This window comes from Roseburia sp. AF25-13LB, from assembly GCF_003478915.1.
GTDB lineage: Bacteria > Bacillota > Clostridia > Lachnospirales > Lachnospiraceae > Roseburia_C > Roseburia_C amylophila.
Genome location: NZ_QUFO01000002.1, coordinates 147,458 through 173,544 on the forward strand (window position 1 = coordinate 147,458; position 26,087 = coordinate 173,544).

20 protein-coding genes and 1 pseudogene are annotated in these 26,087 nt (G+C 42.3%); 13 read left to right on the plus strand and 8 right to left on the minus strand.

The features are described from left to right. Positions 1-339 precede the first annotated feature (339 nt). The 3 genes from licT to DWY37_RS03990 all read left to right on the plus strand — a co-directional run bounded on the left by licT (position 340) and on the right by DWY37_RS03990 (position 4,699). On the plus strand, positions 340-1,191 hold the full coding sequence (gene licT, locus DWY37_RS03980; RefSeq protein ID WP_117946301.1) for a BglG family transcription antiterminator LicT: 852 nt from the start codon (positions 340-342) through the stop codon (positions 1,189-1,191). 123 nt (positions 1,192-1,314) lie between these two features. Beyond that, entirely contained in the window at positions 1,315-3,201 is a 1,887-nt protein-coding gene (locus DWY37_RS03985) for a beta-glucoside-specific PTS transporter subunit IIABC (protein ID WP_022242328.1), read from the plus strand. 70 nt (positions 3,202-3,271) lie between these two features. Further along, on the plus strand, positions 3,272-4,699 hold the full coding sequence (locus DWY37_RS03990) for a glycoside hydrolase family 1 protein (protein ID WP_118056547.1): 1,428 nt from the start codon (positions 3,272-3,274) through the stop codon (positions 4,697-4,699). Between the two features lie 24 nt (positions 4,700-4,723). Here the strand turns inward: DWY37_RS03990 and DWY37_RS16390 are convergent. Beyond that, positions 4,724-4,795 (minus strand): annotated as a pseudogene (locus DWY37_RS16390) (NAD(P)H-dependent oxidoreductase); the annotation flags it as partial. A 232-nt stretch (positions 4,796-5,027) separates the two neighbouring features. Here DWY37_RS16390 and DWY37_RS04000 point away from each other — a divergent pair. Continuing rightward, positions 5,028-6,359 carry a uracil-xanthine permease family protein gene (locus DWY37_RS04000; protein ID WP_118541613.1) on the plus strand — a complete coding sequence of 444 codons (1,332 nt, stop codon included), beginning with the start codon at positions 5,028-5,030 and terminating at the stop codon, positions 6,357-6,359. A gap of 125 nt (positions 6,360-6,484) precedes the next feature. On the opposite strand, the gene DWY37_RS04005 is transcribed toward DWY37_RS04000, so the two are convergent. Then, complete coding sequence (locus DWY37_RS04005; RefSeq protein ID WP_118541585.1) at positions 6,485-8,569, minus strand: methyl-accepting chemotaxis protein; 2,085 nt, start codon at positions 8,567-8,569, stop codon at positions 6,485-6,487. A gap of 320 nt (positions 8,570-8,889) precedes the next feature. Here DWY37_RS04005 and thiE point away from each other — a divergent pair, with 320 nt between their 5' ends. From thiE to thiM, 5 genes are all read left to right on the plus strand, one after another. Next, complete coding sequence (gene thiE, locus DWY37_RS04010) at positions 8,890-9,537, plus strand: thiamine phosphate synthase (RefSeq protein WP_117698462.1); 648 nt, start codon at positions 8,890-8,892, stop codon at positions 9,535-9,537. Positions 9,538-9,904: 367 nt separating this feature from the next. Then, entirely contained in the window at positions 9,905-10,708 is an 804-nt protein-coding gene (gene thiD, locus DWY37_RS04020) for a bifunctional hydroxymethylpyrimidine kinase/phosphomethylpyrimidine kinase (RefSeq protein ID WP_118541589.1), read from the plus strand. Next, positions 10,701-11,885, plus strand: a complete 1,185-nt coding sequence (cytX, locus tag DWY37_RS04025) for a putative hydroxymethylpyrimidine transporter CytX (RefSeq protein WP_118541591.1) — start codon at positions 10,701-10,703, stop codon at positions 11,883-11,885. The genes thiD and cytX overlap by 8 nt, the downstream gene beginning before the upstream one ends. A 42-nt stretch (positions 11,886-11,927) precedes the next feature. Further along, positions 11,928-12,443, plus strand: a complete 516-nt coding sequence (thiW, locus tag DWY37_RS04030) for an energy coupling factor transporter S component ThiW (RefSeq protein ID WP_022243897.1) — start codon at positions 11,928-11,930, stop codon at positions 12,441-12,443. Between the two features lie 3 nt (positions 12,444-12,446). Next, complete coding sequence (gene thiM / locus DWY37_RS04035) at positions 12,447-13,247, plus strand: hydroxyethylthiazole kinase (protein ID WP_118541593.1); 801 nt, start codon at positions 12,447-12,449, stop codon at positions 13,245-13,247. Between the two features lie 21 nt (positions 13,248-13,268). On the opposite strand, the gene DWY37_RS04040 is transcribed toward thiM, so the two are convergent. Both DWY37_RS04040 and DWY37_RS04045 read right to left on the minus strand, forming a co-directional pair. Then, positions 13,269-14,147, minus strand: coding sequence for a YitT family protein (locus DWY37_RS04040; protein ID WP_117698457.1), 879 nt, complete (start codon positions 14,145-14,147; stop codon positions 13,269-13,271). 18 nt (positions 14,148-14,165) lie between these two features. Then, positions 14,166-16,118 carry a helicase-related protein gene (locus DWY37_RS04045; protein WP_118541595.1) on the minus strand — a complete coding sequence of 651 codons (1,953 nt, stop codon included), beginning with the start codon at positions 16,116-16,118 and terminating at the stop codon, positions 14,166-14,168. Positions 16,119-16,916: 798 nt separating this feature from the next. On the opposite strand from DWY37_RS04045, the gene DWY37_RS04055 reads away from it, so the two are divergent. Beyond that, positions 16,917-18,302: an MATE family efflux transporter gene (locus DWY37_RS04055; RefSeq protein ID WP_118541599.1), complete on the plus strand. Its 1,386-nt coding sequence runs from the start codon at positions 16,917-16,919 to the stop codon at positions 18,300-18,302. A gap of 158 nt (positions 18,303-18,460) precedes the next feature. Here DWY37_RS04055 and DWY37_RS15790 read toward each other — a convergent pair whose 3' ends face one another. After that, positions 18,461-19,285 carry a TPM domain-containing protein gene (locus DWY37_RS15790; RefSeq protein ID WP_158561564.1) on the minus strand — a complete coding sequence of 275 codons (825 nt, stop codon included), beginning with the start codon at positions 19,283-19,285 and terminating at the stop codon, positions 18,461-18,463. Continuing rightward, positions 19,278-20,873, minus strand: a complete 1,596-nt coding sequence (locus tag DWY37_RS04065; protein ID WP_117842139.1) for a zinc ribbon domain-containing protein — start codon at positions 20,871-20,873, stop codon at positions 19,278-19,280. The genes DWY37_RS15790 and DWY37_RS04065 overlap by 8 nt, the downstream gene beginning before the upstream one ends. Before the next feature lie 680 nt (positions 20,874-21,553). Here DWY37_RS04065 and DWY37_RS04070 point away from each other — a divergent pair. Next, on the plus strand, positions 21,554-21,820 hold the full coding sequence (locus DWY37_RS04070; protein WP_117698453.1) for an RDAC family protein: 267 nt from the start codon (positions 21,554-21,556) through the stop codon (positions 21,818-21,820). Between the two features lie 50 nt (positions 21,821-21,870). Here the strand turns inward: DWY37_RS04070 and DWY37_RS04075 are convergent, their stop codons facing one another. Further along, positions 21,871-22,989 (minus strand): DUF4422 domain-containing protein, encoded by a 1,119-nt coding sequence (locus DWY37_RS04075; RefSeq protein ID WP_118541601.1) that lies wholly within the window; start codon positions 22,987-22,989, stop codon positions 21,871-21,873. Between the two features lie 135 nt (positions 22,990-23,124). Between DWY37_RS04075 and DWY37_RS04080 the strand changes: the two genes are divergently transcribed. Both DWY37_RS04080 and DWY37_RS04085 read left to right on the plus strand, forming a co-directional pair. Continuing rightward, positions 23,125-23,886, plus strand: coding sequence for a LysM peptidoglycan-binding domain-containing protein (locus DWY37_RS04080; protein ID WP_118541603.1), 762 nt, complete (start codon positions 23,125-23,127; stop codon positions 23,884-23,886). Positions 23,887-24,055: 169 nt separating this feature from the next. Beyond that, the gene (locus DWY37_RS04085; RefSeq protein ID WP_118173023.1) at positions 24,056-24,484 is read left to right on the plus strand and encodes a hypothetical protein; all 429 of its coding nucleotides are present in this window, start codon (positions 24,056-24,058) and stop codon (positions 24,482-24,484) included. A gap of 783 nt (positions 24,485-25,267) precedes the next feature. On the opposite strand, the gene DWY37_RS04090 is transcribed toward DWY37_RS04085, so the two are convergent. Further along, positions 25,268-25,531 (minus strand): TIGR03905 family TSCPD domain-containing protein, encoded by a 264-nt coding sequence (locus tag DWY37_RS04090; RefSeq protein ID WP_022244527.1) that lies wholly within the window; start codon positions 25,529-25,531, stop codon positions 25,268-25,270. Positions 25,532-26,087: the final 556 nt, after the last annotated feature.

Here is a 26,087-nt window from a genome sequence, read left to right on the forward strand (position 1 = left end):
TCTTTTTTTAATGGAGAAAGGGGGTATCCATTCATTGATATGTACCCTCCTTACTGGTTGTCCAGTAAAGAGGGTACATATCATCCGTATGGCAGGAACATCAGGGGATTTTGTCAAAGTTCACAAAAATATTATAAATATTTTATTAAATATTCCAGATAGACAACATATATTTTTTCTGATACTATTACATGCAGTTATTAAATAGTTACGAATCAGAAGGATTGTTACTGAAATATTTATTTATCGTCAGGCAAGACCTTATAGTAGTATAGGAATAGGTTTTCTATATACTGTAATGGCCTTTTTTTATTTGTCTGGCAGCGGGGGAACAGGAATATGGTTATCCATAAGATTTTGAATAATAATCTGATACTGTCCAGGGATGGACAGGGACATGAAGTTATTGTAAAGGGTTGCGGAATTGCCTTTCAGAAAAAGAAAGGACAGCAAGTGGAGGAGTCCAGGATCGAGAAGATCTTTACTGCGGAAAATGCCCAGATCAGCAAGGAGATACAGGGTTATCTGACTGCTATTCCGGAAAAATATCTGGATTTTGTGGGAGCTTTTGTAAATGAAGTGAAGGAAAAAGAGGGGATGAAATTAAATGACAGTATTTATTTTTCCCTTAGCGACCATATCATGGGTGCGATCTCCAGACTTGAAAACGGGATCCGCCTTCAGAATATGCTGCTTCTGGATATCAAGCAGCTTTATCATAAGGAATATGAGATCGGCTTGGAATTACTGAAAAAGGTAAATGAGATGTTCGAGGTAGATCTTTCTGCAGATGAAGCAGGATTTTTTGCATTGCATTTTGTGAATGCGGAAGATGGCGGCAAGACGGACAGCTATCAGATTTCCATTATCGTACATCAGATCCTGGACATCGTGGAGAAGTATTATGACAATATGGAATTTCAGGAGGATAATCTGTATTATCAGCGGTTTCTCACGCATCTGAAATATTTTGCCCAGAGATTCCTTCATAAAGAACTTCACTATGATGAGAATCAGGAGCTTTTCAAGATCATTAAGGAGCAGTACAGAGAAGCTTACGGCTGTGTAAAAATGATCTATCTTATGATGGAAGAGGAATATAAATACGCTATGACTGAGGACGAAATGCTGTATCTGACGATTCATATCCAGAAGATCACAGAAGACCATAAACGTCTGAAAAATCTGTGAAAAGAGATTGTTTTATAAATTAGGTGTTAATGGATTGTTACTGAAATACGTGCCATGTGCGTATCTTTTCAGGCAAGACCTTTAATATAAATTTCAATATTTATTATTAAAGGAGGTCCCCAAATGAAAAAGGACTATGCAAAAACTGCAGACACACTGATTGCAGCGCTGGGCGGAAAAGATAATATCACCCGTCTGTTCCACTGCATGACAAGGCTTCGTTTCTATGTGAAAGATAGATCGAAGATCAACGAGAAAGAGATCTTAAAGCTTTCTGAGATCTCCGGCGTTAACTGGCATGAAGATCAGTTCCAGGTTATCGCAGGAAACGAAGTAAACGCTGTTTACAAGGCATTGGAAGACAAAGGTGTTCCTACCGATGATGCACCGGCAGCGAACTCTGACAGCTCAAAGAGTGTTGTTTCAAAAGTTATCGATGCCATCACCGGATGTATGACCCCGATGATCCCTGCCCTGACTGCAGCAGGTATGATCAAAGTTGTACTTACCCTGCTGACAACTTTTCATCTGGTATCAGAAACAAGCAGCACCTACCAGGTGATCAGTTTTATCGGAGATGTTACTTTCTACTTCATGCCGTTCCTGATCGCAGCAAATGCTGCCAAGGTTTTCCGCGTGAACCAGTCACTGGCGCTGTTTATTGCCGGTGTTTACTTAAGCCCTACCTTTGTAACTATGGTAGCTGGTGATGCGGCCATCACACTGTTTGGTCTGCCGATCACAAAAGCAACTTATTCTTATTCCGTTATTCCGGTTATCCTGATGGTATGGATCACACATTATATTGAGATTCTGGTTGATAAGATCACACCGAAAATGGTAAAACTGATCCTGAACCCGACACTGGTAATTCTGATCAGTGCACCGATCGCCCTGATCGTAGTTGGACCGATCGGAACAATTATTGGTAACGGACTTGCGGTAGCCATCAACTTCCTGTCCGTAAAACTTGGTTTCATTATTGTAGGTATCCTTGCAGCAACCTTCCCGTTCATCGTTATGACCGGTATGCACCATGCGCTGACACCGATCGGACTGAATGCCATTGCAACCGGTGGTAGCGATACACTGATCTTTGTATCTCAGGTATGCTCTAACCTTGCACAGTCCGGAGCTTCTCTTGCAGTAGCTGTAAGATCCAAGGACAGCAACATGAAACAGCTGGCAAGTGCAGCCGGTGTTTCCGCTCTTATGGGTATCACAGAGCCTGCTCTGTATGGTGTTACACTGAAACTGAAAAGACCGGTTGTAGCAGCTTCCATCGCAGCCGGAATCGGTGGTATCGTAGGAGGACTTCTTCAGGTTTCTCTTTACATTGCACAGAATTGTATCATGGCGATCCCGGCGTTTATCGGCGAGAAGGGATTAAGCAATCTGATTTATGGAATCATTATGATCGTGGTATCTTTTGTAGCTGCTTTTGTTCTTACACTTATCTTCGGATTTGAGGATGTAAAGGCTGAGACAGAGGATGAAGTACAGAATACAGATACAGAAAAACAGCCAGCACAGCAGAACGCTCCGCTTGTAGATAAGATCGAGCTTTGTGCACCGGTAGCAGGAACTGTAAAAGCACTTTCCGATGTTCCGGATAAAACTTTTGCTGATAAGGTTTTAGGTGACGGAGCAGCAATCGTTCCATCAGAAGGAAAGGTTTATGCACCGGCAGATGGTACGGTGGCAAATATCATGGAGAGCAAACATGGAATCATGTTTGTGACAGAAAGTGGAGCAGAAATTCTGATCCACATCGGAATTGATACTGTAAATTTAAATGGTAAATATTTTAAATCCCATGTTTCTGAGGGAGATAAGGTAAAAAAAGGAAAGCTTCTTGTGGAATTCGATATGGATGCCATTAAGAAAGAAGGATATGATCTGATCACACCGGTTGTTGTGACCAATATTTCTGATTATATCAAAGCAGTATGCATGGAAAAAGAAGATGCAGCTGTAAATGCAGGAGATAAATTTCTGACTATTGTATAAGAATAACAACGAAACATCAGGCGGAGATAACAGATCCGTCTGATGTTTGTAAAAAGGAGAAAATTAAAATATGAAAAATTATAACCGTATGCCGGAAAAATTTCTCTGGGGCGGAGCAACTGCTGCAAACCAGTATGAAGGCGGTTGGGATGAGGATGGCAGAGGCCCGTCCATTGCAGATGTCCTGACAGGAGGAAGTGTGGATAAGGAACGTCGTCTTACACCGCCGGCACCGTTACCGGAAGAATTTTATCCCAATCACCAGGCAACTGATTTTTATCATCACTGGAAAGAGGATATTGCTCTTTTTGCAGAGATGGGATTTAAGGTATATCGTTTTTCTATTTCTTGGTCCAGAGTGTTCCCAAATGGGGATGAGGAAACTCCAAATGAGAAAGGCCTTAAGTTCTACGACAATGTGATCGATGAGTTGAGAAAATATAACATTGAGCCGCTGATAACGATCTCTCATTATGAGAATCCCCTTCATCTTTCTCTGGAGTATGGCGGATGGAAAAACCGTAAGATGATCGATTTCTATCTTCGATTTGCAAAGGTTTTATTTGAGAGATATAAAGGTAAGGTAAAATATTGGCTGACTTTTAATGAGATCAATATGCTGACGCAGGATTTTGGTGCGGTATTCTGTGCAGGAATGCTGGACCCGAAGGATGTATGTGAGCAGAGCCGTTATCAGGCAATGCATCACCAGCTGGTAGCAAGTGCACTTGCAGTTTCCATGGCTCATGAGATCAATCCGGAGTTTATGCTTGGCTGTATGCTTGCTTATCACAATGGTTATCCATATACCTGCCATCCGGATGATATCTTATATGCACAGCAGTTTGGGCAGATCCACAATTCCATTGCCGGTGATGTTCATGTAAGAGGATATTATCCGGGATTTGCAGCGAGATACTTTGAGGAGCACGGAATCCAGCTGGAGGTTCTTCAGGAGGATAAAGAGATCCTCAAGAAGGGTACGGTGGACTTTTTCACCATCAGCTATTATTCCAGTAGCTGTGTCAGCGTGACAAAGGACGGAGAGAAAACGGCCGGAAATGGAAGTGACAATCTGAAAAATCCATATCTGAAAGCTTCCGACTGGGGCTGGCAGATCGATGCAACTGGTCTTCGCTATGTTCTGAACCAGATCTATGACCGCTATCAGATTCCAATCATGATCGTGGAAAATGGTCTTGGGGCGGTGGATCAGCTGACAGAGGATGGAAAGATTCACGATGATTACCGTATTGAATATATGCGCCGCCATATAGAGCAGATGAAGGAAGCAATCCATGACGGAGTAGATCTGATCGGCTACACCTGCTGGGGCTGTACAGATCTTGTCAGTGCCTCCACCGGAGAATTCAAGAAGCGTTATGGTCTTATCTATGTAAATAAAAATGATGACGGGACCGGAGACTTTTCCAGAATCCGCAAAGATTCTTTTTACTGGTATAAAAAAGTGATTGAATCCTGCGGGGAAGAGTTTTAACTGAATCCTTGCAAAAAATGCTCGGTCAAGAAATGATGTAATCTGTCCACTTGCCCCCGCATAATAGACTGGAGAGCCTAATACGATTCCGTCTATTGCAAGAGCATTTTTAAAGGGTGCACCGGAAGAACTTACAGCAAAGGATGGCGTTTACCGGCATATGGCAAAGACACAGCTTCAGGCAGCAGGCTGGAAATTGTAAAAAGAAGTTGACCTCCCCTTTGTTCCGTCATAAGATAAAAAAGATAGCGGGAATGCTATTGCGGAAATAGATAACGGAGGAAAAAAGAAAATGAGTTTTTTAGAAAGAAAAAACACAAAAGATGGTATGGCAGCAGGTCAGAAAGCCAGTGTAGATAATATTTATATGCTGGATGGCAAAGTGCCGGTTTTAAATGCAATTCCATTTGGCTTGCAGCATATTTTAGCTATGTTTGTAGCCAATATTGCACCGATTCTGATTGTGGCAGGGGCCTGCGGAATGGATGCAAAGAATACGGCAATGATTATTCAGAGTGCAATGATGATTGCTGGAATCGGAACATTGATTCAGTTATTCCCAATCTGGAGAATCGGTTCGAGACTTCCGATTGTCATGGGAATTTCCTTTACCTTTGTATCCATTGCCTGTGTCATTGGCGGACAGTATGGCTATGGAGCAATCATGGGAGCGGTTCTTGTTGGAGGTATCGTAGAAGGTGTCCTTGGACTTTTATCCAAATACTGGATGAAACTGGTAACACCGATTGTAGCAGCTACCGTTGTAACAGCAATTGGATTTTCCCTGCTTGAAGTAGGCGCAGATTCCTTTGGTGGTGGCAGCAGCAGTGCAGATTTCGGATCTGCAACCAACTGGATACTTGGAACTGTGACACTGGTATGCTGTATCGTATTTAATATTGTAGCAAAATCCTATTTCAAACAGTTAGCCGTACTGTTTGGACTGATTGTAGGTTATATTGTGGCATTGTGTATGGGTGTGGTAGATTTTTCAGCACTTTCCGATACAAGTCTTCTGGCGCTGCCACATCTGATGCCATTTAAAATGGAATTTCATGCAGATGCCATTATCGCATTTGTTCTGATATTTTTAGTATCGGCAACCGAGACAATCGGAGATACTTCGGCACTGGCATCATCCGGCTTAAACCGTGACGTTACTACAAAAGAAACTGCGGGCTCGCTTGCCTGTGACGGATTTGTCAGTGCATTATCTTCGGTATTTGGCTGTATGCCGATTACATCCTTCAGCCAGAACGTAGGTCTGGTTGCCATGACCAAGGTTGTAAACCGTTTTGTCATTGCAACAGGAGCTATAATTATGATTCTGGCAGGAATTTTTCCGGTAGTGGGCGCAGTGCTTGCCACACTGCCAAGTGCCGTTCTGGGTGGATGTACGATTATGATGTTCGGAACTATCGTAATCAGTGGACTGCAGATGATTGGAAAATGTGGATTTTCCCAGAGAAATATCACCATATCGGCACTGTCCTTAAGTATCGGATTAGGCTTTACCCAGCTGCCGGATTTATTTGCAATCTTCCCAGGCATTATCCGTTCTATTTTTGCGGAAAACTGTGTAGCAGTTGTATTCCTTACTGCCATTATTTTAAATCTTGTATTGCCTAAAAATATGGAAGTAGAACGTCAGGAAAAGTAGTGCCGGGGATTACAAATACAAAATACAGACCAAAAAGAAAACTCATAGTAAATTCCAAACGGAATCTGCTATGAGTTTTCTTCTTTCGCAAGCAGCGATATCTTAAAAAATTACTTGAAATAGTTTTATCCTAGCAACTGTTCTACATAATCTTTAATTGCCATATTGTCTTCCGGCATCTGGCAGCCGACGATATACATCCCTTCGTCGTCGGAACTTCGGATAATATGACCTTCCAAAGCAGCCTGATCTGGTAAATCAAAGGAAAGGATATTTAAGAGAATATCAGTCCCTTTGCTATCTGCAAAGAACGGTGCATCGCAAAGGAAAGCAAATCCGTTGGCACTGATATTTTCCATACGTCCATGGAAGGTTTCTCCGGTGTTCTTAACTGTAATATTACAGAAATTGGAAAGGTCGGCACGAGGATATTTCCGTCTGTTTAAAATATTTGGACTGCCGGTGATTTCTACGACGAAATCAGAGGTTATTTTATCTACATGGATGGAAGCATTATCCCAGCAGTATAGTACATTTCCAACAGTAATCTGGATGGAACAGGATTCACTGTTACGAAGAGAAAGCTTTTCTTCCAGGGAAAGTATAATCTGGTTGGAATACTGTTTCAGAACTTCACCATGGAAATCATGGTCGGGGTTTTTCGTCAGGCGGATAGTTGCTTTCATACCAGGATTGATATCTTCAATACCCATGAAGCCGCCGATTCCAAGCTTGCACATTAACGCCTGGATTTCATTTTCTATGCTGTTAATATTGTTAGCACTTTCATCATATTTACTTACCATACGCTGACTGATATCATCGGAATCATGAATGCAGAGTGTCATGGTATCGACAATTTCAGAAATATACTTCATGTTTTCTACTAACTGTCGGTTTGATGTTTCCACTTCTTTGATTGCATTGTCAATGACCTGTATATGCTCACCCATCTGAGATGAGTCAGCGGTAATTTTATTTACGTTTTCGCCGGTCAGTGTGACTTTCTCAAGAGTAAGCTGAATAAGTTTTAAGGTCTCTTCAATGGATTTTGTCATCTTGCCGGAGATTTCATCCAAACGCATCAGCGCATCCTGGATCTGTTTGGATGAAGCCTTGGTTTCAGTGCTCAAGGTACGGATTTCTTCAGCAACAACAGCAAATCCTTTTCCTGCTTCTCCGGCTCTTGCAGCTTCGATGGAAGCATTTAATGCCAAAAGGTTTGTCTGACCGGAAATATTATCAATGGTTCCGGTTTCAGATTTTACTTTTTCAAATTCAGAAGTAAATTCCGTAAGAACCTGTTCTACTTCGCTGGAAAGCTTTGACATAGTGCCGGTAGTTGTAACCAGACCCTCTAAGTCGGCAGAACTAATCTGTGCATGGTGAATGGATTCATCCGTCAAAGATACCATTTCGTGAATCATGGATACAACATGCTCAACCTGGGAATTGATGTCAGTTGTCATATCAAGGGAAGAAGTCGTACGGTTCTGTAATTCCTGATTGTTGTTGGTCAGATTATTCATTCCTTTTAAGACAACGTCAGAACCGTGTTTATTTTCATTAGCCAGTTCCCGGACAACGGTAATGCCATCCATAACGTTATTGCTGGCAGTTTTCACCTTTTCTACGGTATTTACCACACGGTGTAAATCATTCTTAATGCTGTCTGTTAATGCACCGTCAGCTTCATTTAAGTGGCGGATGGACATGATATAACAGATATAGCACAGAATCAGGCAGGATATCTGCAGCTGATAATTCTTTACGTCAGTAGCAGTGGTGCAGCTTAATACCATATAGCGGTAAATAATACTGATTACTACGCTGATAGTATTTGCAATACCGCACTGCAGCATGAATTTCCGGTCTTTAAAAATAATTAAAAGACTGGTTACCGGCAGAATGTAGGTAAATGCAATTGGGGATGCTGTGGTACATAAAAGATAAGTATAAAAGATACCGTAACCAAGCACCAGTATATAGCGATAGATGTCAGTAGTTTTGCCTTTGATTTTTAGAAATAATTCTCCAATAAAAAATGGAATCCAGCAGAGCAGAACAAAATAGAGATACTGCTTCGATGGATAGAGACCGTTGGACATATCGGCACCATAGTTAGCGGTCAGCAGCAGGGAAAATACAAGCCAGATTCTGCGGGCTTTGATATTGGCCTTGGCTTTAAAAACATTTTCATCATAATTCATAGATATTCTTAATCCTTCTCTTTCGTACAATGATATAATAAGCTAAACTAATTCTAAGCCATTTTTTTGTGGTTTTCAAGGTATTTTATGGAAAACATAGCTTGCTTTTTTGTGGGGAATGTGTATAATGAAAATCGTTGAAAAACGGGGTGCTCGCACAGGCGGGCTGAGAGTAAGCAGAAGCTTTAACCCAGAACCTGATTTGGATAATGCCAACGTAGGGAGATAACGAAACGCAGGTGCGATTACTTAGTGTGCAGGAATCTTTTTTACAGAGGTCCTGCACTTTTGTTTTTGCAGGTAGTGAGGAGAAATCACATATGAATATTACAAGAGAACAGCTTCTTCTTTATGCCGTTACCGACCGTAGCTGGCTTAAGGGAGAGACCTTATATGAGCAGGTAGAAAAAGCATTGAAGGGCGGAGTTACTTTAGTGCAGCTTCGGGAAAAAGAATTATCTGAGCCGGAATTTGAAGCAGAAGGCAGAAGCCTTTTGGAACTCTGCCACCGTTATAGGGTACCATTGATCATCAATGATAATGTGGAACTGGCAGAAAGGATAGGAGCCGATGGCGTGCATGTGGGACAGTCCGATATGGAGCTGACCCGTGCAAGAGAAATTCTTGGAACAGATAAAATCATCGGAGTGACTGCGAAAACAATAGAACAGGCACAGGCAGCAGAAAAAGCCGGTGCAGATTACTTAGGAAGCGGAGCCGTATTTGGCAGCAGCACCAAGACCGATGCAAAGCCGATGGAATTAAGCCTCCTGCAGGAAATCTGCCAGAGTGTCACCATCCCCGTAGTCGCAATTGGCGGCATCAACCACGATAACATCCTGAAACTAAAAGGATGCGAAATCGCAGGAGCAGCAGTTGTAAGTGGAATCTTCGCATGTGAAGACATCGAAGAGGGAACGAAAGAACTGTTGCAAAAAGTAAATATGGTAGTAAAAAATCATGAATAAGATAGGACATAAAAAAGTCTTACTTATATAAAGTGCAGATGATGATTTTTGTGAATAAGGGATTCGGGTTGTTCTGATAATACCATTTCTTTGGCTGCTAGAGGCTATTGGATTTCCCTTATGCAACAGGCAACGCCGGCATCATGGATGTGCCGGCGAGGCGGAATGGAGCATGGATGCGACTTTTCGCCGTTTGCCAGAAAAAAGATATACTTCCGGGAAATCCTAGAGCCTCTTATAGTCAAAGAAGGTATTTCAGGACAAGCCGAAGCCCGTATCAGAAAATGATTCATCTGAACAATTCAGCGGCAGATTGGGGGCACCACCTTAGGTCGCTATACAAAATTAATGCAAAGGAGACAAATGTATGAACACAGCATTAACAATCGCTGGAAGTGATTCCAGTGGAGGCGCCGGCATCCAGGCAGATATTAAGACGATGACCGCCAATGGCGTATACGCCATGAGTGCGATCACGGCACTTACTGCCCAGAATACAACCGGCGTAACAGACATTATGGAGGTAACTCCAGAATTTTTGGCAGAGGAGCTGGATCGTATTTTTACGGATATATATCCGGATGCAGTGAAGACCGGAATGGTCTCTTCCAGTGCTCTGATAGAGACAATTGCGGACAAACTGACAGCGTACCACGCAAAAAATATAGTCGTGGATCCTGTTATGGTAGCGACCAGCGGAGCAAAGCTCATCAGCGATGACGCTATCGGTACATTGAAAACTAAATTATTGCCTCTGGCAACTGTTATAACCCCAAATATCCCGGAAGCGGAAGTGCTTTCCGGTATGGAGATAAAGACAGAAGCAGATATGGAAAAAGCAGCAGAAATCATTTGTAAAACCTTCGGTTGTGCCGTGCTGTTAAAAGGCGGACATCAGTTAAATGATGCCAATGATTTGCTCTGGCAGAAGGACAAAGAGCCGGTATGGTTCCACGGAAAGAGAATTGATAATCCAAACACCCATGGAACCGGTTGTACCTTATCATCTGCCATAGCATCTAATCTTGCCAAGGGACGCGGTCTGGAAACATCCGTGCAGTATGCAAAGAATTACATATCCGGCGCACTGGCAGCCATGTTAGACCTTGGAAAGGGAAGCGGCCCGATGAATCACGCATTTGCAATAGAAGGAGAATATACCAATGAATGAGAAGAAGACATCTGTATTCAGTAACGGATTAATCTGGTTTGGAGCCGGTGTATCCATAGCTGAAATTTTAACCGGAACTTATTTTGCACCACTTGGATTTGGCAAAGCCATGGTAGCTATCTTATTGGGACACTTAATCGGTGGACTGATGATGTTTGCAGCAGGGATGATTGGTGCAAGAGAACGAAGAAGTGCCATGGAAACCGTAAAAATGAGCTTTGGAGAGAAGGGAAGCCTTCTTTTTGCAGCGTTGAATGTATTGCAGCTGGTAGGATGGACAGCCATAATGATTTATGATGGCGCACTGGCAGCCAATGGTGTCATTCCAGTAGCAAACTGGTTCTGGGCAGCTATTATCGGAGTCCTCATTATCCTTTGGATTCTGATTGGACTTACGAATCTTGGAAAGCTCAATACCGTTGCAATGACTGCATTATTTATCCTGTCACTGGTATTGTTTAAAGTGATTTTTATTGGAAATGGAGCCATTCCGGCAATCGTGGATGATGGAAGCCTTACCTTTGGCGCAGCCGTAGAGCTTGCGGTAGCAATGCCACTTTCCTGGCTGCCATTAATCAGTGATTATACAAGAGAAGCAGAAAAACCATTTGCAGCAACCGCAGTCAGCGTTGTTGTATACAGTCTGGTCAGTATTTTCATGTATGTCATTGGTATGGGTGCAGCACTTATTACCGGTGAATATGATATTGCACAGATTATGTTAAAGACCGGATTTGGTATCGTAGGACTTGTGATTATCATTTTCTCAACAGTAACAACGACTTTCTTGGATGCTTATTCTGCAGGTGTTTCCAGTGTATCCATTTCTGAGAAAATCAATGAGAAATGGGCAGCAATTATTGTAACGGTAATCGGAACTGTTGCAGCAATTGTATATCCAATGGATAACATTACAAATTTCTTATATCTTATCGGTTCTGTCTTTGCTCCGATGATTGCCGTACAGATTGCAGATTACTTTATTTTAAAGAAAGCCAATGCAAAAGACATGGCATTTCAGTGGCGTAATCTTGGTGTCTGGCTTATCGGATTTGTGCTTTACCGTGTGCTGATGCACATTGATACTCCGGTTGGAAATACACTTCCGGATATGGTGGTTACCGTCATTCTCTGCGTGATTGTGGAAAAAGTTGCAGAAGCAGTAAAGAAAAACTAAAAAGTTCCCGTCCTCTCGGATGGGAACAGAAGAGAGGACAAAATGAATCACAAATCAAACTTAAAGAAATTAACCGTAACAGCAATTTTTGCAGCAATCGCAGTTGTAGGAAGCCTGTTTTCATTTCCGGTATTCGGCTCAAAATGTGCCCCGGTACAGCATCTTGTAAACGTATTGTGTGCTGTTCTGGTAGGACCTTGGTGGGGACTTGCCCAGGCATTTATTGCATCCTTAATCCGTAACCTTTTAGCACTGGGAAGCCCACTGGCATTCCCGGGAAGTATGTGTGGAGCACTTCTTGGCGGACTCCTTTATAAATATGGAAAGAAACTCCCATTTGCATATATCGGTGAGGTAGTAGGAACCGGAATTATCGGTGGAATGCTTTCTTATCCGGTTGCTTATCTGGTAATGGGAAATACAGCAGCTGCATTATTTACTTTTGTAGTACCATTTTTAATCAGTACCTGTGGCGGAACCATTATTGCAATGATTATTACCATTCCTTTAAAGAAATCAGGAATGTTAGCAAAAATGAAAGACAGTCTGGAGAACTAGAATATGGAATTAGAAGCCGGAAAAATTGCAGAACTGCATCATGAGATAAAAAAGAAACGTCCGGTCATTCACTGTATAACCAATGCGGTGACCGTCAATGACTGTGCCAATATTCTGCTGGCAGCAGGCGCATCTCCGACCATGGCACATCATCCGCTGGAAGTGGAAGAGATAACAGAAGGGGCAGCAGCCTTAGTCTGCAATCTTGGAGCTATTGCGGATTTTGAAGCTATGGAAAAAGCCGGAAAGAAAGCGGATGAAATGGGACATGCCATTGTATTAGACCCGGTAGGAATTTCCGGTTCTACTTACCGGCGGATGAAATGCCAGACTTTGATAAAAGAAATTCACCCGACCTGCATTCGGGGAAATTATTCTGAGATTCGTGCACTGTTAAAGGACTGCAATACCGTAACCGGTGTGGATGCATCGGATAAGTCTGTTGATGTGGAAAGCATGAAGCAGTATGCCAGGGCACAGAAGACCATACTGATTGCATCCGGTGCAGTGGATGTGATTACGGATGGCGTAGAAGTCTTTGAATGCAGAAGAGGCCATGAAATGATGGCGCATATTACCGGAAGCGGTTGTATGTCATCGGTTATGCTGGGTGCATTTCTTGGAACAGAAGCAACCATAGAAGCGGCAGCAGCCTGCTGCAGTTTTATTGGATTGTGCGGCGAGGCAGCCGCAGAAAAAACAAAGGAATGTCAGGGCGGTACCATGACATTCCGAAATGTTTTCATTGATGAAGTTTCGTTGATGACACCGGAGAAAATTTATGACCGGTATCAGGAAAAGTAGTTTTGTATACCAGATGATGCATTAATCATTTGGAGTATTGTGAAACCGGCCTTCCAATTCCTCCGTCTTTACAATATTGATAAATGCGTGTGGGTCGATGGAACGTATCATAGGAATTAACTGGCGCTTAGCCTCCGTATTAATGACGGAGTAGATAAGCGTCTTTTCTTTTTCTTCATAACAGCCAATGCCCTGAAAGAGGGTGGCATCGTGGTTGGTGGTTTCCCGGATCGCATGATAAATTTCATTGGATTTATCAGAAATAATAAACAGAGTCTCTTTCTTGTAACGCTTATAAAGCATCTGAATTACCTGTGTGCTGCAGAACTGGTAAATAATGGAATAAAGTGCAATAGACCAGCCAAAGAGAGCACCTGCAATGGCAAGGATAATGACATTGCCAAGGAGAATATAATTCCATGCATCAATTCCCTTCTGGGAAGAAAGATAAATACTGATAAAATCGGTTCCACCGGTAGTAGTTCCAACGTTTAAGCACAGGCAGATGGCAAATCCGTTTAAAAGACCACCGAACACACTGATTAAAAGAACATCCTGTGTAAATACATAAGCCGGCAGCAGGTCTACGAAAATACTGGATAAGAAAATCGTAAGAATCGAGTACCAGGTAAATTTTTTCCCAAGGAACCGGAAACCGATATAGATTGGGAAAATATTTAAAGCCACGTTGAAAAAGGTATATGGAATATCAATATGGAAAAAGGTCAGTCCGATTTCCTGCAAGAGCAGGGATACTCCGGAAAAGCCACCCGGAAATAATCCGGCAGTTTTCGCAAAACAACGCAGGTTCCATGCATACAGAATCGATGCAAAAAATACGATGAAAATCCGGAAGACCTGATAAAATTTTGGATGTTTGGACTCAATGGAAAGAAACATAATGATTACCTCCTGTTATCAGATTTTTTTATAGGGACTGTGTCCATAACACTTCTCACAGACCCGGAACGGATAACCTACCGGCAGCGTTACGCCGCAGTATTTACAGGTGCGGATATAATCCTTCTTATCTTTGGCAAGAAGCTTCATAATTGTATCTTCTGTCTTTTCCCGTTCCCGGTTTAATCGCTCGCTATCAGAAATTTTTCCCATTCTGGTGGAAAACTGATGGTACAAGTCCAACATTTTATAAAAAGTTTCGTAACGCATCAGTCCCTTGTCATTACACATAATCAGTGATGGAAAATGAAGGGAGACATCAGCAGTATAGGTTTTACAGTAATAGAGCCACAAATCAACGATATCCCGGTTTTTGATATCAATGGAGCAGGTCAGCATCCGGTAGAGGGTATGTTTATCCTCAAACCCATCGATTTCTTTACGGGCTTTATATGCCTTATCATATAGAAAGAGAATTTCGTCAATGCTGATTTTCTCAAAAGGAGCAGATGGTTCTACGGATTTCCATATTTTTAAAATGGCATTTAATGGCTCGTCCATATCTAAAAGGACGTGTGGGAAACCAAGGCTTACCTTCTTAATAACCGGTTCCGGCTGGTCAAAACGTTTGGCAATATAATTTCTGGCATCCTCGCCCATGGCATTGACATAACCGGTGTCATACATGCCAAACCGTCCGGCACGTCCGGCAATCTGCCGTATCTCCGGAATATTAAGCGGGCGGGTGGAAATGCCGTCATACTTTTCTGTCTGGATAAAAACAATTCTTCGTACCGGAAGATTCAGTCCCATACCGATGGCATCGGTGGAAACCACTACTTTTGTTTCGTGGCTTAAGAAAAGACGAATCTGTCTTCTGCGGATTTCCGGTGGAAGACTGCCGTAGATGACACTGGCACGAATTCCCTCACGTTCTAATCGTCCGGCAATGTCTAAGACAGCACGCTTGGTAAAAGTGATTAGTGCATCACCTTCTGTGACATCATCCGGAAAAACAAATGCCTCTTGCTCACAGACCAGTGCAGTTTTCCGTTCATAGTGGCGAACCTCAAAGGTGTCATCGCAAAGGGCTATGAGGTGGGTAACAACTTCCTCGGCAGCAGGACTCATGCAGATATGGATTTCATCTGCTTTTACCCCCAGAATAGCGCGGGTCCAGGAGTGCCCACGGTCACGGTCTGCAATCATCTGTGCTTCATCAATAACGGCAATATCATAGTGCTGTTCCATGTCCAACATTTCAATGGTAGAAGAAGTAATCCGGCTGTTTTCCTCCGGAATGCATTCCTCTCCGGTAAGCATCGTACAGGCAATGCCGGCATCTTTCATTTTCTCATAGATTTCCAGCGCTAGAAGACGCAAAGGACCAAGATAGACTCCGCACGAAGCCTCTTTTAAACGCTCTAATGCGTGATAAGTTTTGCCACAGTTGGTAGGACCAACATGCAGGATAAAATGCCGCTGCATGCCTCTGGTCTGTGGAAATTCTGTTTCCGGTTTCAACGGAACCATCCCGACAATCTGATGACGCATTCCAAATTGTCCATACTGATGGCACAAATCCTTTAAGGTGCGCCGGCAGATTGCAAGGGGCATTTCCTGATATAAAAAGTTTAAGAAACGCTCTGTAATTAATTCCGGTTCCTCGTCCCGCAGGGAACTGATATCAAGACGGACCAGCTCAGCAACAAGATAAGTCTCAAACTGCATAATATAAATGGGATTGGCATCCCGATAAACAAAATAGGAAAGATTACGGAGCTGACGGTGATAATTCTCCAGCTGCGGCTGTTTTATCTTCGGAGAATGGATAGCCAGCAGTTCCTTGGAAAGCCGCTGCATCCGCTTCGGATAAGGACCTGTTTCCGGTATCGTTTTTTTATGCTTCTTTTTTGCAAAGGTTTTATACTGGGCACAATAGAATTGTGCCAATTTATCTGTCTGTATCATACGACCTCCATATCTATGCTAAGTATACCATTCTTTGGGTATGGTTGCAAAAGACATATTTTTCACTTTACAGGAAATTGCTTTCCTGTAAAGTAAGAAACGCTCCGCGAGGATGCGCACTGCGGCGTATAAGGTAGATGTCGCAAGCGACCGCCGCAGGCGCGAGAATGTGCCAAGGCACATTCTATGTTCTATGAAATCTCTTCCACCGCTGGTTTGACTTCGGAGAAAATGGGTGTTACAATCGTTCGGTATGAAATGCTTTATGCAGGCGATGGAGAAAGCTTATAAGATAATACAAAATCATTGGTTATTCACCAATTGCCTGTTTGGGACTGGAAAATCCCACAGTTCTAAAGTACATGTTTTTCTTTTTGCTATGAAAACAGTCTTTTCCATGTTTGACAGTAATACTGCACCGTTCGCTGAAATACGGATGTATTTTAAGGACTGTTAGGGGCACTTGGAATTTCGTCTGACAACAGGCAACGCTGGTACAGGGATGTACCAGCGAGGCACAATTGAACATGGATGTGAATTTGTGCCGGTTGCCAGACAAAGCAGGCTGTAAATCGAAATTCCTAGTGCCCCTTGCAGGACTTATGTGGCATCCGTATCCAGCGGACAGTACAGTATTCCAGTCAAAGCAGGCAAAAGACAGTTTACAATCAAGAAAAACATGCACCTAAGAACTGTTGGCATTTTCCGTTAAAAAACAGTTAATTGCTGAATAACCAATTGATTATATATATTAAGTTTTAAGCTTTCCCCCTCGCCGGAGAAAGAAAGGAGACCGTGATGGAACACACAGTAGAAACTACGAAGAATCCGCTGGCGGAAGAAAAAATCGGGAAACTGATTGCCCGCTTTGCAATACCGGCAATCATCAGCATGCTGGTAAGTTCCCTTTATAATATAGTAGATCAGATATTTATCGGACAGGGCGTTGGCATGCTTGGAAATGCCGCAACAAATATTGCATTTCCGGTATCAATTATCTGCACGGCAACGGCATTGTTACTTGGAATCGGAAGTGCATCCAATTATAATCTGGAGACCGGAAAAGGAAATATAGAAGAAGCAAATAAGATTGCAGGAACAGGACTGGGTCTTCTGTTTATCTGTGGAGTGATAATTGCAGCAATCGTATTGCTGTTTTTAAATCCGCTGCTGTATTTATTTGGTGTAACACCGGATGTGCTGCCATATGCACAGGATTATACATTTATTACAGCCTTTGGAATCCCGTTTCTGGTATCCACAACCGGTGGAACGCATCTGATTCGTGCGGACAGAAGCCCGACCTATTCCATGACCTGCATGCTTGTGGGCGCAATTATCAACACGATTTTAGACCCGTTATTTATTTTTACATTTAACTGGGGAATCAAAGGAGCCGCATGGGCGACTGTAATCGGACAGTTTGTATCAGGTCTGCTTGTTATTATATATTTTGTAAAATTCCGAAAAATGGAACTTCGGTTTTCCATGCTTCGTCCAAGGGTAAAATATATGAAAGTGATTGCAGCATTGGGAATGGCTTCCTGCATCAACCAGATAGCCATGGCAATCGTGCAGATTACCATGAATAATACGCTGCGTCATTACGGAGAAATGTCTGTATATGGAACAGATATCCCCCTTGCCTGCGTTGGAATTATCTCAAAAGTAAATATGGTATTTATGGCAATCTGTATTGGAATTTCCCAGGGCTGTCAGCCAATCTGGGGCTTTAATTATGGAGCGGGAAGTTTTGGGAGAGTAAGAAAAACATTCTGGCGTGCCTTTGAGATATCCGTGCTGGTGGGTGTTGCATTTTTTATTGTATTTCAGATATTTCCACATCAGCTGGTGACGGTATTTGGTGATGGAAGTACAGAATATTTCCAGTTCGCAGAGCGGTATTTCAGAATTTTTATGTTTATGACATTTATCAATGGAATCCAGCCAATGTCTTCTAGTTTCTTTACATCCATTGGAAAAGCCAGACTTGGTATTGTTGTATCACTGACCAGGCAGGTGCTGTTTTTACTGCCGCTGATTCTTATTTTCCCTTTGTTTATGGGAATCGACGGAGTAATGTATGCAGGACCAATCGCAGATGCCGCTGCAGCTGTCGTTGCCATTTTCTATGCACTGCGTGAATTAAATATCATGAAAAATTTAGAAAAGAAAGCAGTATAAAAAATATCAATATAAAAAACGTCAAAAGAATCCCATGGAAAACAGAAATATTCTCCATGGGATTTTTGCTATTGCCGGACATCTGCAGGAATTTGCCGGTGGCAGGTTCTACAGGTTATGAAATAGCGGTATGAAACGGCAAAAGGCAGGTCTTGGGATTAGAAGCTGTGACCGCCGCCACCGCCGCCACCGCCACTGCTGCTGCCACCGCCGCCACCGCTGCTGCCACCGCTACTGCCACCGCTGCCGCTGCTGGAAGGCGGACTGTAGACACGGGATTGCCGGATAAAACGGACATTTGGATTGACAATATTGCACTGTGTAAATACCTTTCCTAAAAGATCTGTTTTCGATGGTCTCTTCGCACGGGAGAAGGAACGTACCAGAAAATAATTTAACAACAAAGCAATGATAACTGCTAAAAAGGCATTACTGATATATTTCATCGGCTGCGCAATTTTTCGCCCTTCGAGCAATGTATTAATCTGACCAAAAGCGGTAAATGCACAGGTGTAATAATCACCATCAGAGGCATATTTGTATACATTATCGGTGATAGTGTTGGCATAACTTTTCGTAATGGTTTCATAAATGGTTCCGTTGCTGTGAATCCAGATGTTCCGATTGTCCATATCAATGAGAAATACGGTTGCACTGGTGGAACCGAAGGTGTCGCGGTAATAGCTTCGGATATAATCCTCAGTAGAATAGTAAGGATTGTAATCGATGGATTTAAAAGCAACACTTCCGTAAGTGGTAATCGGAGCCATCTCTTTTCCAAGGGTGGTTTCTTCCTCGTCTGTTAAAAGGTTGGCATCGTCCTCAACGATAACCTGATAACCGGTGCTTTTATTGGTATAGGTCTTGGTTTCGGCTTTGCAGGTAATACTTCCGTTAAGTAAGAGGAAGAAACATGCAAGCAGGCAGCCAAGAATTATTTTTGCAGAAAAAGAGCTGTATTTCTTCTTATATGTATCAGGCACGGTCATCACCTCCCTGTCGGTTAAACTGCGGCAGTTTCCGCATGGTAAGCATATTGTATTCCTTTAAAATGCTAAGAAGCGTAAAAATAATACCGGCAAAAGATACAATTGCACCACCATAGTAATAAAGGTCGGAAACCGGATGCAGGAAAGTAATCATTCCAGCAGCAGCAATGGAAATTAAAGCTCCTAGGAATCCCGGAATTTTTCCACGGGTGGTTGTTTCGCTGAACTGGGAAAATCCAAACAGCGAAGTCAGAACCCCACCGCCGATAACAATAAGCATGACAATTTTAGAAAATGAAAAACCGCCGGAACTAAAGATTCCCATTAGAACCTGAATTGCAAATACACCTAAAAACAGATAAGGAATTATTTTTTCGAATTTAGATTTCATGCTTTTATGGGGCTTTAAGTTTACTTTTACTTTGGCTTCTTTCTTGACATTTCCCTGTTTGGACTGATATCCCCTGTCATTCTCATAGGTTTCCTGACTATGGATTTCGCTCAGCTCCACAAAATAAATAATGGAGGCAAAAAGTGCCAGTGCCGCAGAAAGTATCAGGGTTGAAGCAGGCCGTATGGTAAAGAAAAGATTTAAAAGCAGAAAAACCGGGATAGCCAGTAGAAAGGAACCGAGTAAAAATTTACGTCTATCTACCGGGATATCAGCAGCAACCTTTCCGGTCTGTCCATTGACCGTAGCGTAGGCAACGCGGTCTTTGTTACGGTAGGATAAGAACCATACCGGAAGCATGGCGCTGGCAGCTTCCTTGCATTCCGTATTTAATGCATAACTCATATAATGGTTTGTTTCCGGATAAATAAAATTAAATTCCTGGAAGGCAGGTATTTTTTTGACTTTGGAATAAGTCTGTTCATTGGCAATGGCTTTTGCGTCCTCCAGATAAATATCGCTGTCCACATCGGCAGTATCAGCATAGAAACCACACAGAATGGACGGAGTAAAACTTTTCATGCCGCGCACATCAAAGGGAGCAATATTCTCGCTGATAACATCCGAAAAAGAAGAAGACGCATCATAAGAGAGCCCTTTATAATAGGCATCCGTCTGGCAGAGCAGATTATAGTGGTCGGTTACAATATAGTTACCTTCCCGGTGGCTTTTTTCAGCCGGCAGCTGTACTGTACCTTCGTGGGTAATGTTATATACCCAGTAAGGCATATAAATCCCACGGAAATTGTCTACATTGCGAGGGTCTTTCAGTTCCTTAGGGGCAAAAATGGCATGGCGCATCATTTTGCCATAAGCCTTCTTGCAGTCCTCCTTGGTAATCTGGAAAGGAACAATGTAGTCCGGACGTTTTTCCCTGGCAATCCGGCTGTCAAGAATCGTAGAAGCACCACAGAAACTACAGAATCCGGTTGCAGCATTCTCGGTACTTAAGATTTCACCGCCGCATTGCGGACAGGTGAAAATGTTGACATCATAAGTAGATGTCTCCACAGCATCGTGATCCTTCTGATAGCTGTAAGGATTCAGCTGTGTGTGACAGTAGTCACAGAAAAGTGATTGTGTTGGAATATCAAACCTCAGATTTCCTCCACAATTGGGACATTCATACATAACATTCTCCTCTTTTGATTTAATATACTCAGGTATTGACCGCACAAGGATACGTTGTCCCCGGAAAACTTCTGGTATCGAAGACCTTTGTTTTAGATATAAAAATACCGAATTTCTAATGTGTGTGTTTCACTTTTGGTTATAAAAACTATCTTTCCAATGTTTGACAAAATCACTGTACGGTTCGTCGAAATGCAGATGCCTTATAACGACTGCTAGGGGCACTTGGAATTTCGCCTGAAAACCGGCAACACTGGCACAGGGATGTGCCAGAGAGGTGCATATGAGCACGGATGTGAATTTGCACCGGTTGCCGGATAAAGTGATATATTGTCCGAAATTTCCGGTGCCCCTTGCAGCCGTTAGGTGGCATCTACAATCGACGGACAGTGCAGAGATTCCGTCAAAGCAACGGAAAGACAGTTTACCATCAAGCGAAACACACACATAAGAAATGCAGGTATTTCATATTATAAAAACAAAAGGTTCTTCGATACCAAAGTTTTCCGGTATCAACTTATCTCGTTGACAATGACCTAATGTAATATACTAATATGGTAATAGAAATATAACAGAAAGTAAATACATTTTACTTTATATTTTCAGAAAATTGAGTTATAATATATATATCTAGAAGTAATACGAGAGAGTTGTCATACGACCGTAGAGGAGGGGTGCTTATGAGACAGGAATTTACTTATAACCAGATTGCACACCTGAATGCAGCGTTACATGAACAACGCCTGCCATACCGTATTAGCTTTCATGATGCGGAGACAGCCGTTGTAGAACCGTTAGGATTTTGTGCATGTGATGGTAAAGAGGGTATGCTCAAAGCGGCAATTGAAGCATTTTTTGAAAAAGAGGGAATGACCGTAACATTCTCTGACCATTGCGAAATTATTTCACCGGGATGCCGGACCGTTTCTGTGGCAGCCTGCCAGTAGAAACAGATGAGACCGGAAAGATGGGCAGATTAGAAGGAAGAAGCCGGAATTCAAAAATCTTTGAGATGGGAACAGATTTTTGAAAATACTTTCTCTTTTAAGTCCTCATCAGAACAGAACATCTGAATCGCTATATCCACTGCTTTCGGAGAGAGAGCAGTGGATTTTTTGAGCCATGAAATATCAGCGGCAGACTCTGTTCCTGTAAGAAAATGATTTACAATTTCATTTAACCGGTGACAGAATTCCATCAGGGAATGATAATCATGAATCATATCTAAAAGGTTATGCCCGTAAAGTTCCTGTTCGAAGGAACAGGTAGAAATCACCTGCATGCAAAGGCGCAGTTCGCCGGTAATATCAGAAGCTTCCATCAGAATGTCCGGACGTTTCACATAGTTTTCCATGAAAATGGACTGGGCTTTCTGGTAGTCACCATCTGCGAAACATTTTGCCAGAGATTCCCGGAGCACTCTTGTTTCATGTTTTTCGCCGGACATCCCCACCATACATTCATAAGTGGAGAGATTCTGCTTCGCAATGTAAACTGTTAACAGAAATTCCGACAGGAATCCAAACAACCGCTTGCAGTAATTATCATAGCTGCTGATATCGACCCGGCGTTCCACTTCAAAGAGAATGTCAAACAGCCATTCACAGTAGGCATCAAATCGTTCCTTTGAAGTAATGAAAATATTCCCAAAATAAGTATGTACATCATGAACCATATGGTGAAAAACAGGCACATAGTCCGGGTATTTTTCAGAAATGACCTGCTCAGTAATCAGCAGATCCTTCTGGTGATGGTTCTGACTGAAACCATTAAAATAGGAAGTATTTAAAGTCAGAAGCTTTGGTGTAATCATGTCATGATTCTGAAGCAGCCGCATCAGCTCATTTTCCGTGAAAATAAGCCCCTGCCTATTTATGAGATAACGGCGGTAATGACAGATGCCGATATAATCGCAGGCATGGTAATTTTTCCAGAGCCAGTAAATGCCGGTCAGCTCGCAGAAACTTTTGTTTTTCCGGGAAATATTATCTCCGGTATCATCTGCAAGATAGCCCAATTCCGGAGAAATTGCATGTCCGACCTGCAGGGGAACATACATGGAATCAGTGGGAGCTTTAAATTGTTTGTGGGTCATAACGAATATTTTAATGGACATAATACACCTCGCAAAAACATGCTTTTCCTTTACTGTATACGCAATCGCATTCCCTGGCAAGAGCAAATCGGGGAACCAATCAACATTTTTGACATAAACTAATACGAAAGTAAGAAAGAATGGAAAGAGGTCAGCGTGAACTGCAGCAATTCAATCGAACATACCGTGGAAGCTGGGGATACATTATACAAACTTTCCCGGCAGTATAAGACAACGGTATCCTCTATTATTTTAAGCAATCCAAGGATAAATCCTTACAATTTACAGATTGGAATGAAGATAGAAATATGTCCGGGCAGAGAATACACAAGACCGGAAATGTCGGGAAATACAGGAAATTCCGGGATTTCCAATAACAACGGAAAAGGAAATTTAAAAGAACTGATGCGGATGGCATGGCTGAATCATACTTACCTGCTCCGGATGCTTTTGGTCAGCATGGCGGCGGATTTGCCGGATCAGCAGGAGCTGGTTACTGCATTAATTGATAATGCAGAGGAAATAGCAGACCTTTTCGGCAGATATTATCCGGAAAATACGGTGCACAGCCTCAGAGATTTACTGGTGCGCCATGTAGAACTTACCGGTGGACTGATTACCCAGAAAAAAGAAGGGAGAACGAAGGATATGGCGGAGCAGGTACGCCGGTTAAACGAAAATGCAGACCGCATCGCAGAACTTTTAGCATCTGCAACACCGGAATATGAAGAAAGTGCATTAAAAGAAATGTTCCGTATGCATGTAGAACTGATTGGACAGGAAATCAGTGAGCGGCTTGCCGGTAATTATGAAAAAGATTTACAGACATTCTGGAATATCCAGCGGCAGATTATTGCCATGGCAGATTATCTTGCCAGCGGACTGGAAACAGAGGCAAAGGAATCCGGGCTTCGTTAAAGAAAAGGCATTAAAAAGTATTATTTCTTATGGTTTCACAGCAGAAGCGGCTGTGTTATAATAGAAAAACAGGACAAAAATAACCGGGGCTGTCCGAATGCAACTGCGGACAGCCACAACATAAAAGTACCAGTACAAAAAGAATAGAAAATAGAAGGAGACAGCAAAAATGACACCAGAATTTTTAAACAGCACATTAGAGCATTTATATGAGAGAACCAAAGAAGGAAAGCAGCACTGGAATGTTGAGATGAAGACCAGCGAATATAAAGAGGAATCCGAAAAGCCGGTTGTAGAAGCCGACGGAAAGCAGTGGGTAGTAGATGAGTGTTATACAGCCTATTCCTGCGAAGAGCATGGAAATGAATTTGTAATGATTACTTATGAAAATATTGAGACTTGTGGAGAAGAAGTGCGGAGCACCAACATGGTATTCCTGCCGGATCCGAATGTCCGCTATTTTGATTTGGAACGGCTGGCCCAGTATGCAATTCTTCCAAGCCAGAAATTGATGGAGACCATTCATCAGTTATTTACTCTTCTGCTTTCTCTTCAGAAGGAAGAAAGTGCCCAGGTAGAGTGGAAAGTCAGCGAATAGGAAATGGCATCGCAGACAGATTACAGTTACATATGTTTCCTGTAGTTGTTTTAACAATTTAAATAAAACTGAAAATTCAGATAATTTACACAATATATGCAATATAATAAAGTAAATACGAAAAATAATTAAGAAAATTCTAAAAATAGTATTGACAAATGAACTATAGTTAGATATAATCAAATCATCAAAAGAAACAAATGAACGGAAACAAAGTAAGGAGGAGATTCCACCAGAAAGAGAAGGAACAAACTCATAATAATGTAAGAGGAGGTCGATACCACCAGGATATTAAATCAGAATCGGACAAGCGTTTAGACGAAGAGAAACGCAATAGTAAGAAAGGAAGGTACGGTCCAATGCAGAGCTGATAGATATTATGAAACCTGACATAATAAATAATAAAATCAGATTCAGTTCATGGATTCAGAATCGGAAGGAAAACCTGAGGTAAATACAAAAGAAAAGTGGATGGAGAATCAGAACGGCAACGTAAAGATATGGTTCCAGTCCAACAGGACTCAGAAGCGAACGGATTCAGGAGGAAGGGTTCAGGGATTGAAGACGAAATATACGAAATGAGGTAAAAGTCCAATGGACGAAATAGTATGAAAGGGCATCATCTTAAGAGAATTTAGATGATGCCCTTTTTCACTTTACAGGGAATTGCTTTCCTGTAAAGTAAAAAACGCTCCGCGAGGATGCGCACTGCAGCGTATAAGGTAGATGTCGCAAGCGACCGCCGCAGGCGCGGGAATGTGCCAAGGCACATTCTTTGTTCTGTTATGCTTCTTTTTTCTGCGCTTCAAGGGCTGCTAAGCATGCCTGGGCAAGCTGGTCGCCACAGGAAGTGGATTTGAATCCACAGGTGATGCCCTTTAATTTTTCTTCTACTTCTTCTACCGTTAATCCTTCTACCAAAGAAGAGATAGCCTTTAAGTTGCCGTTACATCCGTTGGTAAAGGTAACATGTTTTAAAACATTTCCCTCTAAATCCAAATCAATCTGGGTGGAACAGGTTCCTTTGGTTTTGTATGTGTAATGCATAAGAAACTCCTTTCTATACCTGGACTTGTTGCCAGGCGATTGCAAAATGAAAAATAGTGTATGACATATTTTTTATGAGGTGAAAGGCTCCTCTTCTTTTCCGATATGAAATATTGTAACTCTAAGCGCTTTATTTTTCTTTTTGTTATATCAACTGTCTTTCCAATGTTTGACAAGAAATTCCGGAACTGTCCGCCGGAGTGCGGATACCTTGGCAAAGCTGCTAGGGGCACTTGGAATTTCACTGGCAACCGGCAACACTGGCACAGGGATGTGCCAGTGAGGTGTATCTGAACATGGATGTGAATATACACCGGTTGCCGGACATAATCATGATTTCATCGAAATTCCTAGTGCCCCTTGCGGGTTTGGCGTTGTATCCGCAACCGGCGGACAGTTCTGGAATCCTATGTCAAAGCAACCGGAAAGACAGTCTTCAATCAAGAAAAATAAAGTGCTAAGAGTTACGAGATATTTCATATCCATTAAAAAGAAGTGAAGTCTTCCACCTATAAAAATATCTTATTCTGTTTTTCCATTTTGCAATCGCCTGTTC

What these genes read in the sequence shown, in the direction of transcription:
- thiD (WP_118541589.1), top strand. Translation starts at nt 9,905, where the DNA reads ATGAACACAGCATTAACAATCGCTGGAAGTGATTCCAGTGGAGGCGCC.
- DWY37_RS04005 (WP_118541585.1), bottom strand. Translation starts at nt 8,569, where the DNA reads ATGAATTATGATGAAAATGTTTTTAAAGCCAAGGCCAATATCAAAGCC.
- DWY37_RS04085 (WP_118173023.1), top strand. Translation starts at nt 24,056, where the DNA reads ATGACACCAGAATTTTTAAACAGCACATTAGAGCATTTATATGAGAGA.
- DWY37_RS04065 (WP_117842139.1), bottom strand. Translation starts at nt 20,873, where the DNA reads ATGTATGAATGTCCCAATTGTGGAGGAAATCTGAGGTTTGATATTCCA.
- DWY37_RS04045 (WP_118541595.1), bottom strand. Translation starts at nt 16,118, where the DNA reads ATGATACAGACAGATAAATTGGCACAATTCTATTGTGCCCAGTATAAA.
- DWY37_RS03985 (WP_022242328.1), top strand. Translation starts at nt 1,315, where the DNA reads ATGAAAAAGGACTATGCAAAAACTGCAGACACACTGATTGCAGCGCTG.
- DWY37_RS04070 (WP_117698453.1), top strand. Translation starts at nt 21,554, where the DNA reads ATGAGACAGGAATTTACTTATAACCAGATTGCACACCTGAATGCAGCG.
- thiW (WP_022243897.1), top strand. Translation starts at nt 11,928, where the DNA reads ATGAATCACAAATCAAACTTAAAGAAATTAACCGTAACAGCAATTTTT.
- thiM (WP_118541593.1), top strand. Translation starts at nt 12,447, where the DNA reads ATGGAATTAGAAGCCGGAAAAATTGCAGAACTGCATCATGAGATAAAA.
- DWY37_RS04040 (WP_117698457.1), bottom strand. Translation starts at nt 14,147, where the DNA reads ATGTTTCTTTCCATTGAGTCCAAACATCCAAAATTTTATCAGGTCTTC.
- thiE (WP_117698462.1), top strand. Translation starts at nt 8,890, where the DNA reads ATGAATATTACAAGAGAACAGCTTCTTCTTTATGCCGTTACCGACCGT.
- licT (WP_117946301.1), top strand. Translation starts at nt 340, where the DNA reads ATGGTTATCCATAAGATTTTGAATAATAATCTGATACTGTCCAGGGAT.
- DWY37_RS04000 (WP_118541613.1), top strand. Translation starts at nt 5,028, where the DNA reads ATGGCAGCAGGTCAGAAAGCCAGTGTAGATAATATTTATATGCTGGAT.
- DWY37_RS04090 (WP_022244527.1), bottom strand. Translation starts at nt 25,531, where the DNA reads ATGCATTACACATACAAAACCAAAGGAACCTGTTCCACCCAGATTGAT.
- DWY37_RS04075 (WP_118541601.1), bottom strand. Translation starts at nt 22,989, where the DNA reads ATGTCCATTAAAATATTCGTTATGACCCACAAACAATTTAAAGCTCCC.
- DWY37_RS03990 (WP_118056547.1), top strand. Translation starts at nt 3,272, where the DNA reads ATGAAAAATTATAACCGTATGCCGGAAAAATTTCTCTGGGGCGGAGCA.
- cytX (WP_118541591.1), top strand. Translation starts at nt 10,701, where the DNA reads ATGAATGAGAAGAAGACATCTGTATTCAGTAACGGATTAATCTGGTTT.
- DWY37_RS04055 (WP_118541599.1), top strand. Translation starts at nt 16,917, where the DNA reads ATGGAACACACAGTAGAAACTACGAAGAATCCGCTGGCGGAAGAAAAA.